Below are 14,857 nucleotides of genomic sequence, written 5' to 3' on the forward strand. Positions count from 1 at the left end.
CGTGTCGTACCCTCTCAGAGAAGGCTGCTTTGTTGGCAAATGAGGCAGTTAGCAATGAAGTGGCTAACTAGGCGAATTCACTCGGACGTATTTTCGTTCGCTCTGCTCGAGAATAATTCACCGGTGATTTGCAGCGTTATACAATCAGGAGAATTTGAAGCATGGAGTTAATTTTCACACCTTTGATCTCAGGTTTAATTGGTGCTTTAGCGAGCGCTTATCTTTTTTTAAAGTATGAAAAAAAGAAATTTAGACTTGATACTGCCAAAAAGCTCTTTGGAAACCGTTATGATTTAAACGGCGACGAGTTCAGTCGAGCTATGAACGAAGTTTATTTTGTATTCCATCACAATGAGAAAGTATTGAGAGCAGTAGAAAAACTTTTTGAAGCTCTCGATGTTCCAGGGAAGCCTCACGTTAATGATTCGATAACTACCCTTCTAAAGGCAATATGTGACGATGTGGGTGTGAATTACAAAACCTTGAATGAAAGTTATATGCTTAAAGTGTTTAATCAAAAACGACGTGAATAACAAACAAATTAAGGCACTCGCTACGCTCGGATTATAACCCACGTGTTTACGCCCCTTATTTGGCTGTTAGAACTAAATATAAAAATCAGGATAAGGAGTTTTAAATGGCGACATTTCAAGAGTTGGAAAGAGATTATGCCAAGCACATGAAGGAAGCGATTGCATCCGATGGCTTTACGAGCAGCTCTAAAATTTCACCACAAGATATTCAAAATCCTAGAACACTGCAAGAAGCAAAGATAATCAAGCTGTCTTAATCAACTCCTTGATTTTGCAAGAAGCAAAAGATTCCAGTGAAATCGAAAACATCATCACAACGCACTATGACTTATACCGCTCAACCATAGACCAGACCAATTTGTCTCAATCGGTTAAAGAGGTGCAACATTATGGTGAAGCACTGCGCAAGGGTTTTGAGCTGGTCACCCATAACAAACTCCTGCTTATAAAAGACATAGTGCAAGTTCAATCGATTCTAGAAAAAAATGATGCGGGTATTCGTAAACAAGGTGGGACCAAACTTAAAAATGACCAAACGGGCGAAGTGATTTTTACCCCACCACAGTATGAAAATGATATTCGTGATGCTCTAGCAAACTTAGAACAATACATTAATGATTCAGAGCTGGATGATATCGATCCACTCATTAAAATGGCAATTATCCACCAACAGTTTGAAACTATTCATCCATTTTACGATGGTAACGGACGCACAGGCCGAATCCTGAATATTTTGTATTTAGTCTTAAATGAGCTACTTGATTTGCCCATTCTTTATCTCAGCCGTTACATCACCACACATAAAGCAGATTACTATCGCTTGCTGCAAACGGTAAGAACTAACCAGGCCTGGGAAGAATGGATTTTATTTATGCTGGATGACATTGAACAAACGGCCAATCAGACTATTACACTCATTCATCAAGTAGATGAACTGATGCAGCAAACAGCGACCGAGATTCAAGCGTTCTCTACCAAACTGTATTCAAAAGATTTGTTAGAAGCCTTGTTTGTTCACCCCTATACTAAAATTGAGTTTATTGAACAGAGATTAAATATCACAAGGCAAACGGCTTCCAAGCATTTAAGACAGCTAGAAGAAATTGGCATTCTGCACAGTACCAAGCTAGGTAACAGTAAATTTTTTATCAATCACCGTTTTTATGAACTACTCAGTAACCCACAATTCTAAAAACGAAAGATTATGTTAAGAAAAGACTCAAAACTTAACATATTACAAACCTATGTTAAAAAAACTCCAAAAAGTTAACATAGATTTAATCTGTGTTAAAAAAATGAAAAAAATTAACATAACGATTTAAATGAGTAAAAAACGTCAAAATTTACCCACATTAACTAGCAAACAAGTAAAAAATTTGGCCAATTAAAAAGCACTATAAATGGTTAAAACGGCCAGGCCTGGTTGTTTTAAGCTGGATAGGCATAGCCATAAACCGCAATGTAATGACTGGTGGTGCCCGCAACTACAAATAAATGCCAAATCATATGCCCAAACTTTAAACGATGATCAAGCACAAAGAAGATCACTCCAAACGAATAAAATAAACCTCCAGCTAATAACCAGAGTAAGCCTGCCGTTGATACACTTTCCAACATTGGATTTACCGCCGCAATGATCACCCAACCCATCAATAAATAGATGGCGGTAAAAAAGTGTGGGCGGGGTGTTCGTTCTAATAATTTTAGCAGCATGCCCAATGCGGCCAGTCCCCAAATAACGCCAAAAATTGACCAACCCCAAGCACCACTGAGCACACCCAGCGTAAAGGGCGTATAAGTTCCCGCAATTAATAAAAAGATGCCCATGTGATCCATTATTAGAAAAACGCGTTTGGGTTTGCCTTCGGGCAGGCCGTGATAAAGTGTCGAGAAAAAATACAGCAAGATTACCGTGGCCGCAAAAATGCTTGACCCCACAATATAACCAACATCCCCTTGTTGTACTGCATGGACAATCAACAATGGCTCGCCCACAAAAGACGCTAATAAACCAAACCCATGACTGAGGCTGTTGGCCAATTCTTCTGCTTTAGACATGTGATTAGACGGTTCGGTCTTTATCGTGTCCATAAATAACTACCTAGCGTAAAAAAGTAGATTATCTAATAAAATAAAAGGGTTGTGGGTGAATAGAGTGTGAAGATTTGGTCATGGATTCATGCTCAGACAGTTCGAGTTGGCTTGCGAGATTTCTAACCAGGCCTGGGTTTAAAAAGTATTCAGTGGGTTTATTGAATTAAAATTATGTGTGATTAGATAACGACTTTTTGAAGATTGAATAGCAGAGTAAATCAAGTTGTTAGGTTCGATATACTCTAAAATTTACACTTGTTAATGGCCAATAAGTCGGTAATATTGCCTTATGTCTGAATAGGATATATTGAATTCTGTAACATAACAACACACGTGAATGTGACGGCTTGTTCATCAAAATGTGCGGTACGTTTCACTGGGTTTTTTATTCGGTTAACCGTGGCCTTTGGTTGGCAGGTTAAAATCAAATACTATTTTAGGAGTTAAAATGAGTAACAAAATGATTGGGATTCTACTGATTATCGTTGGTGTTGCGCTCGCATTATGGGGCTATGATATTTATGACTCAGCGGGTTCCCAGGTGGCGAGAGCATTAAGTGGTGAGACACCGATGAAAGCATGGGCAGGGATGATTGTTGGAGCCATTAGTGTTGTACTGGGTATTTACAAAGTAAAGTAAATACAAAAGAAAAGAAGTGATCTTTTTCTTGGTTCAAGAGGTTTTTTCTCGTCAAACATAAGCGCATTTTCAATGCGCTTCAATCACCTATTAAACCGCCTTTAAAACCACCAGACCTGGGCAAAAAATAGCCAATTATTCAGTAAGTTAAAATTATCGCTTGATAACACCACGATATTCTGTAAGACTTAATACCCATATTTAAACAAGTTGTAAGATTAAATTCCTGACTGAATGTTTTGAAACACTTTGAGGGGCGTTTTAGAGTCATGATTTATGCCTTATAAAAACGATTTAAATAAACAAATGCCTGTTAAATCAATAAGTTATATAGTATTGTGTTGCGAAAAATGATATAAAACGGCGATAAATACAGTAGTTGATATCCGTAATATATGTTATTTTGGATGTCAAAAAATAGTTAGGTTCAAAAGAGAAAATCAAATGGGAAAGGTAGTTCCAGCAAATATTACAAAACCTGAAACATTTATTCTGGAGTCACTTGATCAAGATGATGAAGCTGCTACCAGGCTTGATGGAAAGGTTTTATATGATGTCTTGAAGCTCCATGGCAAAAACCCTCAATACTATTACTTCAGGACGCAAAGAGAACTTGTAGAATTCGCGAAAATGTTTCGAGAATCAGGTTACCGTTATCTTCATCTCTCCTGTCATGGGAGCCCTGAAGTCGTCCGATACACATTCGGGGAATCAACATATGAGGAGTTTGCTAGGCTTTTTGATAAGAAGCTCCATAATAGGCGTTTGTTTGTATCTGGCTGTAACCTTGGCAATCGAAATTTTGCAGAAGCATTATTCCAAACTAATGGGGGTATGTACTCAGTTACTGCACCAATTAAAAAAGTTCACTTCGATCAGTCAATATCATTCTGGTCTGCTTTCTACTATATGATGCATGCATGGGATTCTTCAACCATGAAGAAAAGGAGACTTACCCAAGTTCTCAATCAGCTATCCACCATCTTTGAAATGCCTCTCGCACATTATTTTAAAAACACTGGTAAAGCCGCTGCCGTGGACGAGCAGATATTCAATGCGAAACGAGAGAACCTTAATATCGTAAAAGCCAAAGGCACTGTCTTGCCTGGAGAGAATGAAACCTAACAATGGGCTCTAAAGGATGTTTTGCTGCCCCCCTGAACCCAAACGTTAGGCATACATAAAGGAAACGTTGTGCCAATTTCAAAAGACTTATTTTCTTTAGCCAATGAACTTTCCGATTTCGAAAATTACGAATCGGATGAAATTTCTGCACTTGCAGATTCAGCCAACAATATAGGGCGCTCCTGGTCGGGATCGTGGTTTGGGTACCACTCTAGAGTCTATTACGACGGCTTTCAAACTCCGCCACCAGGAGCGGAGTTTAGCCAAGAGTGGGGATTTCAAGATGCCTTTTCTATGGGTACCAGAGGTGAGTGGCGAGAGTATAGATTTGATGACGTTGTTCAGTTGATAAATGAGGAGGCAGGTAGCCCTGATTTAACAACAATTTTTACTAATGGAGAAAAAGCTAAGGAAATATTTGAACAAGTCAAATCTCAAGTTTTATCTATTGTCTATGCGAATTTTGATCCAGAGAAAGATAATTTCCTAAACGGGTTAATAGAAAAAATCGAAAAAACAAAGAACTATACCGAAAGTGACTTTGTGGCAGCTCATCGACCAACAGGTCAAATGATGTCGAGAGATATGATTGCAATAGAAAAGGGCCTTGTCACACCACCTCACATAGCAGTACTGGCAAAGGCTGCAGCTGCTAAACAACCATTTCAAACATGCAAAGAGTTAAAGAAACATATCTTGAAATTAGCCAGTCATCTTGAAAACCTAGAAAAAAGAACTGTGGTTGAAGAGCGAATCGGAACAAATGTGTTTATAGGTCATGGTCGCTCTCCATTTTGGAGAGAGCTAAAAGACTTTATTAGTGAAAGAATGAGGTTGCCTTGGGACGAATTCAATAGAGTTCCGGTTGCTGGCGTAACAAACATCACACGTTTAGCGCAAATGCTCGATCAATCGTGCATTGCTTTTCTTATTATGACCGCAGAAGATGAACAGGCCGATGGTAATTTGCATGCTCGCATGAACGTAATTCATGAAGTTGGGCTATTTCAAGGTCGCTTAGGCTTTGAAAGGGCAATAGTGTTGCTGGAGGAAGGTTGTCAAGAATTTAGTAATATACAAGGTCTTGGTCAAATACGATTTCCAAAAGGAAATATATCGGCAATATTTGAGGAAATACGCCAAGTGCTAGAAAGAGAGCGCATAGTTGAGTAAGCTTGGTCGTTAAATACTAAAAAACGAAGGTGACTTAATGATTGATATAAGAAAAGAAGATATTGAAGAGTATCTTGGTTGGATCAAGATCCTGATCACTATTTGTTCAGCTTCAGTCGCAACTTTATTAGTGAAGTACGATAAGGTATCTCCACCTGGATTTTGGGTAAAAGTAAGTGCAGTTCTTTTTCTCCTATCTCTTATAACACTACTGGTATCCTATACAGGATTGGTTGAGCATAAAAGACATGATCATAACATTACAAAATGGAGAACTGCCATTTTTTTGTTTTTGGGTTGGTTTACTTTCTTAACAGGGTTTGGTGCTTTGGTTATGAACTTGTTAAGTGTTTAACATGTAATTCAAGTTTGTTCCTGTCGTGGTGAACATCCACCAGCCATATAGTATTGGCTTTAATTTATAAGAGGGGCTATTTTGAGAAAATTAATCTGGGTGTTATTTATTCTTATAATGTTTGGTATTACCTACATGCTGGTAATATCAAAAATTGGCGTAGGATCGTTTATGGCTATCTCAAGTATTTGGTTCTTGATATTCGCAATGTTCTACTTTGAACCAGAAACAATAAAAAAGATTGCAATTTGGAAACTGACGATCGAGCGAGATGTGACAGTAGCTCAAGAGATCAAGAATCAAGTTAGTGCAACTGCTGAGGAGCTTCGTAAAGTCACAAAACTTATCATCGAAGACACATATATCATAGCCTCCTCAAGCACGCTTGCTATGGTAGATAGTCCGGCAAGGTCTAGGCTAGAGAAAAATCTTGGATATCTGTCTAGGTTTGTAGAGCCAGACAAAGAAAATGAAGACGCTTGGTGGGGCGAACTAAATGAACTATACAAAAATCGGCAAAAAACTTAACAAAAGGCTCCGCTCAGACGCCCGAACATTTACAGTTTTTGTGGTTTGCTGTGCAACTAACGGGCTGCAGATTTCTATCCGATTGAGTTCTGCGCAAGCGCTGGACTAACAAGCGAATGAAGGGGCAGTCTCATAGGCATGACCATAAATCGTTTGGCTTCAGTGCCATTAAAATTAGCTGCGGATTTTCATCCAGTTTCGCCAGCCACCTGAGTGGCTAATATTCTTCCCTTTTTCAATACCGTAGCTTTCACAGATAAAGCCAACGACTTCATGACCATCAACTAATTCCAGTTTCCCTAATCCCAGAGGAGAGGGGATTAACGCGAGAAAGCTGCCCATTTGATCAATGGGTAAGGACCAAATTTCCACTTCTATTTCCACACCTGGAAAATCATTATCGTCCTCTTCAATTTTAACCAGGCCTGGTTTTAAAATAGGGCCGTCACCTTGCAGTTGGTAAAGCTGATATTTGGCGGCTGTTTGGGTGGTGGTTAAATACTTTCCACCGCGTGACGTTAACTGTGCATTGAGTGGGAAACCACTGAGGTGCGCACCTACAACAGCGATTTCCAGACTGTGTTTGGATATGAACTGCTCTGGTTCAGGTGCGGGTACCGGTGTTTTAACGGCGCCTGAATCGGTTACAAAAGATTGATGTAATTGGTCAGCCAGTTTTAATAATCGACGATCTGTCCCCGCCGGTGCAAATAGGGTCACCCCATTTGGAAGCTGGTCTTTTCTAAAGCCAGTTGGTAGGGCAACGGCGGCATAGTCTAATAGATTCATAAAATTGGTATAGGTGCCCAGTACCGAATTTAAGCCAATCGGATCGTCTTCGAGTTGTTGGATGCTAAAGGTGCTGGGGGTGGTTGGGGTGATCATAACATCAACTTGCTGCCACAGAGATTGGGTCGCACTTTGTGCTTCTTGTAATGCATAGCTGCCTCGGTACGCATCGGCGGCACTTAGTTTTCTTGCACCCGCAATAATACTGCCGACGGTTGGATCGAGTTTGGCTTCATTGGCATCGAAAAAATCGGCAATCGCAAGGTATCGTTCGGCGACCCAAGCACCGCCATACAGTAATTTTGCGGTTTCCAACCAAGGTTGAAACGGGATTTTGACGATATCGTAATTCAAGGATTCGAGTTGTTTGACCGTTTGATAAAAATGGGTTTCTGCCTGTTCATCTCCATGAAAAATGAGACTGTCGTCATCGGGGATACCGATAATAGGTTTGGACGGCCATGCAGGCGGCAATAACGTATCTTCCTCGCGACTATAGGCATCTTGGTTGTCTGGTTGCGCAGCTACATTAAAAACTTGATGCGCATCCTGTGCATTTAAGGCAAAAATGCTCACCACATCTTGAGAGCGAACCGCAGGCACGACGCCTTGCGTGCTTAATAGACCCTTTGAAGGTTTTAAACCGATTAAATTATTAAAGGCGGCGGGGACGCGTCCAGAGCCAGCGGTATCGGTTCCCAGTGAAAAGCTACACAGCCCTAAAGATAGAGACACGGCTGACCCAGAGCTGGAACCACCGGAAATCATGTCAAAGTCAAACGCATTGTGACAAACGCCATAGGGCGAGCGGGTGCCAACCAGCCCAGTGGCAAACTGATCCAAATTGGCTTTGCCAACCGGAATGGCGCCGGCTTCAATCAATAGCTTGACCACAGTGGCTGATTGTTCGGGGCAATATTGATAGCTTTCACACCCCGCGGTGGTCGGAATGCCGGCAAGATCAATATTGTCTTTAATCACAAACGGGATTCCCCAAAGCGGCAAGCTATTGACGTCAGTGTTTTCCAGCGCTTGTAGGTAAGGTTCGCGTTCTGCTTCCGTCAGTAAGTGAATAAAAATATTGTATTTAGAATAGCGTTCTGCCTGGGTGGCAAGTTGCGCCATGAGTACTCGTGGTGTGAGTTCGCCATCCGCATAAGCCGCTTTCAGTTGTGGGATTCTTAAGTCCATGGGTAATTCCGTTGTGTTGGTTTGGGTCGACATTATTCAGAAACCTCCATAATGAGTAGGGCTTGGCCGTTTTGAATGAGATCGGTTTCATTGACCAAAATTTCAGTAACCACGCCATTGCTTTCCGCTTCAATTGGGATCTCAATTTTCATGGTTTCCAGTATTGCTAACACATCGCCTTCTTCGACGCGATCACCTGGCTTGACTTGGATTTTCCAAACACTGCCGGTAATGGGCGATAAAGCGGCTTCAAATCCTTCAGGGATTTCACCCATCGCTTCGCTTTGAATTTCTTCTTGGGCGTTGGTTGGTTCATAGTTGGCTTGACCATTGGCTTCCCAACGTAAACGCTCTTCTTCAAATGCGGCTTGTTGGGTGTTTCTAAACTGCTGAATGCTATCGGCTTCTTCGGCGAGAAAACCTTGGTAGTCTGATAACGATAAAGTTGTTTCTTCAATATCAATAGGATAGCGGCCTAGTGGGAAGTCTAAGCGCGCTTGAGCCAGCTCCTGTTCTGAGACAGGGTAGAATTGAATTTGGTCAAAAAATTCCAGTAACCAAGGTTTGCCTTCTGGGAAGAAATCGGTGGTGTGATAGGCGTTCCACATTTGAATGGTGCGGCCCACAAACTGATAACCGCCAGGACCTTCCATGCCATAGACACACATATAGGCGCCACCAATCCCCACTGCATTTTCTGGTGTCCAGGTGCGTGCCGGATTGTATTTGGTGGTCACCAAACGATGACGAGGGTCAAGCGGTGTAGAAACAGGCGCGCCCAAATAGACATCCCCCAATCCCATGACCAAATACTTGGCTTCAAAGACAATGCGTTTCACTTCTTCGATGGAATCCAGGCCGTTAATGCGACGGATAAATTCAATATTGCTCGGACACCAAGGTGCATCTGGACGTACCGATTGCATATATTTTTCAATTGCCAATTTGGTACTGGGGTCATCCCAGGATAGCGGTAAACGCACAATGCGACTTTTTACCGTTAAGTCTTTTGCAGAGGAAATGTCTGCTTCAAGTGCGATCAGACGTTTGACCAGGTCATCTTGTGAGATATGTTTGGGGTCATAATGAACTTGCAGTGAGCGTATGCCCGGGGTTAAATCGCGTAAAAACGCCCAGGCCTGGTCGTTTTTAAGGGCTTTGAGCTTTTCGACCAACACCTGAATGCGAAAGCGCAGTGCCAAGTCGAGTTCCATGGCGCCATATTCAATCAAAATGCGGCTGTCACCCGAACGGCGATATTTAACGCCAAATTCATGCTGATCATTGGCGATTTCATGCGCTAGGCAAGATTGTTCCGTCGGAGACGATAAGAATGTGGGGGTGATGAGTGCATCCACTTCTAAATTTTCGATGGCCGTGGCTTGCGCTTTTAAAGCGGCTTCTGCCACTGCCGTGGAAACCGGTTTAAAGCGCACTTTATCACCGGGACGCAATTGCCCCATTTTCCATTGTTCGGCTTCAATAATGGTCGCAGGGCAAACAAACCCGCCTAAACTTGGGCCGTCTTGCGCCAGTATTACCGGCATATCACCTGTGAAATCAATCGCGCCAATGCCATAGGCGTTGTCATGAATATTGGAGGGGTGTAAACCGGCTTCGCCACCTGAGGTTCTGGCCCATTGTGGTTTGGGGCCGATTAGGCGAATGCCTGTGCGGCTGGAGTTGTAATGCACTTCCCAATCGGTGTTAAAGAAGGTGTCGATGTCTTGTTCGGTAAAGAAGTCAGGACAGCCTTGTGGCCCATAAATAACAGCGATTTCCATCCTGTTTTGTATGGACGGCAATAGGGCGTCAGGTAAGGTGCTGGGTGTAAAGTTTTGAATGACATCATCGGACAACTGACGAGATAAATGCAACACATCGCCTGCGCGCAATAAGCGCCCACCGTGACCGCCAAATTTACCAAGCGAGAAGGTGGTTTTACTGCCCATATAATCGGGCACATCAAAGCCGCCAAGCACGGCTAAATAGGCGCGCTGACCTAAAGATTGAATGACTTTGGATTTGAGTTGTTGACCGGCTTTCACCCGCACCGCTTCATTTTGTGGAATGGGTTGTTTATCAAGAGTGGGTCGAATGTCGGCACCGGTAATACAAATAACCGTGTCGCGGTCAAACGTTAAACTGACACCTGACACTGTCATTTCAATGGTGGCGGCATCGGTTGGGTTATTCAAACAGCGGTTAGCCAGTTGGTGTGACAAGGCATCCATTGGGCCGGAAGGCGGGACACCAATGTCCCAAAAGCCGATGCGACCAGGGTAGCTGACCAACATTGAATGGGTCCCTGGATTGGTGACTTCAGCGGTGCTGGGAGCGTAACTAAAGCTATTGAGGAATTGAGTGTAGAGCCCGTCCGCTTGAATAAATGCTGGCGCACTGCTGAGCGCTTCTAAAAACATAATATTGGTTTCAAATCCATCGATACGGGTTTCCGCCATGGCGGTTTGCAGTTTTTGCACGGCTTGATCACGCTGTTCGCCTTTAACGATGATTTTTGCCAGCATGGGGTCGTAAAAGGAGCTGACTTCTTGTCCGCGTGAACACCAGGTATCCACTCGACAGTCGTTTGGCATTTGCCAACCTGTGAGTTTGCCAGAGCTGGGTTGGAAATTTTTAAATGGGTCTTCGGCGTAGACTCGGACTTCGATGGCGTGACCCGATGCTGGTTTAACCGCCTCCGGGAATTCGGAATCATAAGCAACGTGAATCATCCAGGCCACTAAATCGACATCGCGCACGGCTTCGGTAATGCCGTGTTCGACTTGTAAGCGAGTATTCACTTCTAGGAAGTAGTATTGTTGGTCGTCGGCATCGTAAACATATTCCACTGTCCCCGCCGATTTGTAATTGACTAACTCACCCAACCGAATGGCGTGCGCTTCCATTTCAGCAATTTGGCTGCGGGCAATACCAACCGCAGGGGTCTCTTCCACCACTTTTTGATTTCGGCGCTGTAATGAGCAATCACGTTCACCGAATGACACCACCTTGCCTTGTCCATCACCGAAAATCTGGATTTCTAAGTGACGGGCATTGACCACGAATTTTTCTAAAAACAAATCATTTTGGCCAAAGGCATTTTGGCTCATACGCGCGACCTGGTCATAGGCATCGGCCAATATTTTAGGGGTATCGCAACGTTGCATCCCAATACCACCACCGCCAGCGCTACTTTTAAGCATAACGGGATAACCAATGCGCTCGGCCTCTTCAAGTGCATGGTCTATGGAATCTAATAATCCTGAACCGGGTAACAGTGGCACTTCAGCTTGAATCGCCAGTTCACGGGCGGTGTGTTTGAGACCGAAATCGCGAATATGTTGTGGTTCTGGGCCGATAAAGGCAATACCGAGGTGTTGACAGCTTTCAGCAAAACTGGTGTTTTCACTGAGAAAACCATAGCCTGGGTGAATGGCTTCGACGCCTAGTTCTTTGGCTTTTTCTAAAATAATCGGCACATTCAAATAGGTTTCAGTGGCCGCATTGCCCTTTAAGAAAATGACTTCATCCGCTTCTTGCACATGTAAGGATGCCCGGTCAGCATCTGAGGCGAGTACCACTGAGCCAATTTGCATTTTTTTAAGGGTGCGAATAATGCGCGTGGCAATGGCGCCGCGGTTGGCAATAAGAACTTTTTTAAACATGCTTTTTCCTTTTTCAGACCGTTCTGAATCGCTAGTGCCGAGCTTGGGTCGTCCCAAGTGGATTAATTTTTTTATTGGAAGGCTTATTTCCAGATAATCATTTCAACAGGGGTTGGGTTATAGCCATTACAAGGGTTATTAAGTTGTGGGCAATTGCTGACTAAGACCAATACATCCATGTGCGCTTGCATTTCAACATAGCGACCAGGTGCGGAGATACCGTCGTCAAAATCCAAATGCCCGTCAGGCGAAACCGGAACATTCATAAAGAAGTTGATATTACTCGATAAATCGCTAATCGTCATCGGTTGGTTTTGGTGGCATTCACACTTGCCTAGCGCCATTAAAAACGAATCCCGGCAAGAGTGCATATGTCGCTTTTCAATCGCATAGCGAACCGTATTACTTTCTGCTGAACAAGCACCGCCAATGGTATCGTGGCGACCGCAGGTATCATCGACAATTGTGAGCATGGGGGTGCGATGGTTGGAGCGCAACACCGATTCGGTGGTGAGATAAAGGTTTCCTTGTTCACGAATGGTATCGGTAGCCGAGTAGCGTTCTGAGTGGTCATGCGCATTATAAAATAGCGTATCGACAGCTTGATTCCCTTCTAAATCGACGATACGAAAGAAATGATCGGCAGGCACTTCATGCATCCAAGCATCACCTGCTTCCACCACCTCTCGGTACACAATTCGGCTTTCATCAAATGTTGGCTTAGTCATCGGGATTTTCTCCGTAGTAAATCTTGGTGTTGTAGTAGGCGCGCTCGTTTTCTGGGCGATGCAGACGGCAGGGATCGTTTTTGGCAACAGGTTCAGCACGGGTTACCGTGAGTTGAATCGGCTTCGGATCATAGTTTGGGTTTGGGTCTAATGGATGCTGCACTGTGCTGAGGCAGACGATGCAGTCCATTTCAAAGCGTAAGGTCACAGTGTTGCCGGCAGCGGAATTATTAGGGGCATATTGCAGATTGCCAGAGTCATCGACCGCGACCTTACTAAACCAGTTAACCGTCGGCATAATGTCGCTTTCATCCAGACCCCATTTACCCAGTTCATTCAATAGGCTGTCGTGACCGTTTTTGTAATAATCATTATGCGCGTTTTGATACGATTTTTCGCCATATTTTTGGCTGACTAATTCCGCATCGGAGATGCCGCCCAAAGGGTCATGCCAGCCGCAGGTGTCTTCAATAATGGAGCACATGACGCGTCCCATATCGCTAAAGCACATATTGGGCTGCGTTAAGAAAGCGGTTTTTTGTGCCTTGAGGGTATCGGGCATATTGAAGCGTTCATTTTTAACTTCTAAGTTGTTGATCAGCATCGCGACATTGGCTCCACCCTGTATGTCGGTCAAGGTGAGCAAGGTGCCGCGTCGAATTACGCCTGACCAATGCGCGCCGCCAGGTAATTGCTCTTGCCACAAAAAATGGCCAGGCCTGGTGGTTTTTGCCGTGGAATTCAGCTCAGATTGCATGATTTTTCTCCTGTGATATAGAGGGGTTGGGCGTGTAAATCGGTGGTAAAGCGGAGTTCGTTAAATAGAGATTACCGGTTTTAACCCCGCGATTTGACAGAATTTTTTGGCTAATGTGATTGAGGTCTTGTGCGGGACCTTGCATTAGATTCACTTCTAATGTGTGATGGTTCATTAGCTGGATTTGCGTGGACGAAATAATTTCAGCTACAAATTGATGTTTCAATTGATTGAGTTTGAGTTGTAAGCCTGGAACCGCATGGTCATAAACCAGCGTTAGGGTGCCTGCCATAATGTCGTTGGTGTAGTCTTGTTGAAAAGCGGCGACTTCTTTTTGAATAATTTCAGTCAGTAATGCTGAGCGGTTGGGAAAGCCGCGATCAATCACCAGTTTATCCAAGCTTGAAAGGACTTCAGCTGGCAGTGATGCACTGGTTCTCACTAGATGTGGCGTTGGTGCAGTCATTAGAAAACATCCGGAACTTGTGCATTAACGGGAACGAGGCGCACCATGCTGAGTTTTTCTTCCAGGTCCACTTCAGGTTGCGGCGGATGCACCAAGCTGTGTAGGTATTCTTTGGTGGCTAAAAAGGCCGGGTCCAATAAGGTATTTTCCTGACGCGGTCTAGGCAATGGCACCGATACGACTTCGTGAACGCGCCCAGGATTGGCATCCAACACCAGAATGCGGTCAGCCAGATAAATGGCTTCGTCTAGGTCGTGGGTAATAAAGAAAATGGTGATATCGATATTTTGCCAAATTTCGAGCAGATACTGCTGCATCTTGAGACGATTTTGCGGATCAAGTGCGGCAAAAGGTTCATCCATGAGCAGTACTTTAGGTTGATTGGCGAGGGCGCGAATAATGGCGACGCGTTGCTTCATCCCGCCAGATAATTGATGCGGGTAGGCCTCGGCAAATTTGTCTAAGCCAACCAGGTCGATCCATTGCAACGCTTCTGATTCGGCGGTGTTTTTGGAATGACCGCCTTGCGTTAAGCCAAACATCACGTTTTCTTTAACGGACATCCAGGGGAAGAGTGAATAGCTTTGGAATACCATGCCTCTATCCGGGCCAGGGCCATTAACGGGTTCACCTTCTACTTGAATTTGACCAGTATCAACCGTTTCCAAACCAGCAATCATGCGTGCTAAGGTGGATTTACCACAGCCAGATGGGCCAACGACACAGATAAATTCACGTTTATAAGCATTAAAATCAATGTCTTCCAGCACTTTGTTGGTTTTGCCTTTGTGATGAAAAGATTTGCCCAGG

15 protein-coding genes are annotated in these 14,857 nt (G+C 43.8%); 8 read left to right on the forward strand and 7 right to left on the reverse strand.

What is annotated here, in order from left to right; all coding sequences use genetic code 11:
* Positions 1-161: 161 nt before the first annotated feature.
* The 3 genes from CYQ88_RS11010 (at position 162) to CYQ88_RS11015 (ending at position 1,725) form a co-directional block, all read left to right on the forward strand.
* Positions 162-533, forward strand: a complete 372-nt coding sequence (locus CYQ88_RS11010; protein WP_101841392.1) for a hypothetical protein — start codon at positions 162-164, stop codon at positions 531-533.
* Between the two features lie 104 nt (positions 534-637).
* Entirely contained in the window at positions 638-790 is a 153-nt protein-coding gene (locus CYQ88_RS11555; protein WP_158236047.1) for a hypothetical protein, read from the forward strand.
* 14 nt (positions 791-804) lie between these two features.
* A complete protein-coding gene (locus tag CYQ88_RS11015; protein WP_199170197.1) occupies positions 805-1,725 on the forward strand; it encodes a Fic family protein in 921 nt (306 codons plus the stop codon).
* Positions 1,726-1,961: 236 nt separating this feature from the next.
* Here the strand turns inward: CYQ88_RS11015 and CYQ88_RS11020 are convergent, their stop codons facing one another.
* Complete coding sequence (locus CYQ88_RS11020) at positions 1,962-2,624, reverse strand: hemolysin III family protein (protein WP_101841394.1); 663 nt, start codon at positions 2,622-2,624, stop codon at positions 1,962-1,964.
* A gap of 451 nt (positions 2,625-3,075) precedes the next feature.
* On the opposite strand from CYQ88_RS11020, the gene CYQ88_RS11025 reads away from it, so the two are divergent.
* From CYQ88_RS11025 to CYQ88_RS11045, 5 genes are all read left to right on the forward strand, one after another.
* Positions 3,076-3,267 carry a DUF3185 family protein gene (locus CYQ88_RS11025; protein ID WP_101841395.1) on the forward strand — a complete coding sequence of 64 codons (192 nt, stop codon included), beginning with the start codon at positions 3,076-3,078 and terminating at the stop codon, positions 3,265-3,267.
* Positions 3,268-3,711: 444 nt separating this feature from the next.
* The gene (locus tag CYQ88_RS11030; protein ID WP_101841396.1) at positions 3,712-4,392 is read left to right on the forward strand and encodes a hypothetical protein; all 681 of its coding nucleotides are present in this window, start codon (positions 3,712-3,714) and stop codon (positions 4,390-4,392) included.
* 69 nt (positions 4,393-4,461) lie between these two features.
* Positions 4,462-5,565, forward strand: a complete 1,104-nt coding sequence (locus tag CYQ88_RS11035) for a TIR domain-containing protein (RefSeq protein WP_101841397.1) — start codon at positions 4,462-4,464, stop codon at positions 5,563-5,565.
* 37 nt (positions 5,566-5,602) lie between these two features.
* Positions 5,603-5,920 carry a hypothetical protein gene (locus CYQ88_RS11040; protein WP_101841398.1) on the forward strand — a complete coding sequence of 106 codons (318 nt, stop codon included), beginning with the start codon at positions 5,603-5,605 and terminating at the stop codon, positions 5,918-5,920.
* Positions 5,921-6,001: 81 nt separating this feature from the next.
* On the forward strand, positions 6,002-6,448 hold the full coding sequence (locus CYQ88_RS11045) for a hypothetical protein (protein ID WP_101841399.1): 447 nt from the start codon (positions 6,002-6,004) through the stop codon (positions 6,446-6,448).
* Between the two features lie 174 nt (positions 6,449-6,622).
* Here CYQ88_RS11045 and atzF read toward each other — a convergent pair whose 3' ends face one another.
* The 6 genes from atzF to CYQ88_RS11075 all read right to left on the reverse strand — a co-directional run.
* Positions 6,623-8,461 carry an allophanate hydrolase gene (atzF, locus tag CYQ88_RS11050; protein WP_233188881.1) on the reverse strand — a complete coding sequence of 613 codons (1,839 nt, stop codon included), beginning with the start codon at positions 8,459-8,461 and terminating at the stop codon, positions 6,623-6,625.
* Positions 8,461-12,096, reverse strand: a complete 3,636-nt coding sequence (gene uca / locus CYQ88_RS11055) for an urea carboxylase (RefSeq protein ID WP_101841400.1) — start codon at positions 12,094-12,096, stop codon at positions 8,461-8,463. Before uca ends, atzF begins: the two co-directional genes overlap by 1 nt.
* A gap of 83 nt (positions 12,097-12,179) precedes the next feature.
* Entirely contained in the window at positions 12,180-12,824 is a 645-nt protein-coding gene (locus CYQ88_RS11060) for an urea amidolyase associated protein UAAP2 (RefSeq protein ID WP_101841401.1), read from the reverse strand.
* Positions 12,817-13,581: an urea amidolyase associated protein UAAP1 gene (locus CYQ88_RS11065; protein WP_101841402.1), complete on the reverse strand. Its 765-nt coding sequence runs from the start codon at positions 13,579-13,581 to the stop codon at positions 12,817-12,819. The genes CYQ88_RS11060 and CYQ88_RS11065 overlap by 8 nt, the downstream gene beginning before the upstream one ends.
* The gene (locus CYQ88_RS11070; RefSeq protein ID WP_101841403.1) at positions 13,571-14,047 is read right to left on the reverse strand and encodes a CopG family ribbon-helix-helix protein; all 477 of its coding nucleotides are present in this window, start codon (positions 14,045-14,047) and stop codon (positions 13,571-13,573) included. Before CYQ88_RS11070 ends, CYQ88_RS11065 begins: the two co-directional genes overlap by 11 nt.
* A partial coding sequence (locus CYQ88_RS11075) for an ABC transporter ATP-binding protein (protein WP_101841404.1) occupies positions 14,047-14,857 on the reverse strand: 811 nt, incomplete at its 5' end. The genes CYQ88_RS11070 and CYQ88_RS11075, both read right to left, overlap by 1 nt.

Source organism: Hydrogenovibrio sp. SC-1 (genome assembly GCF_002848135.1).
Lineage (GTDB): Bacteria > Pseudomonadota > Gammaproteobacteria > Thiomicrospirales > Thiomicrospiraceae > Hydrogenovibrio.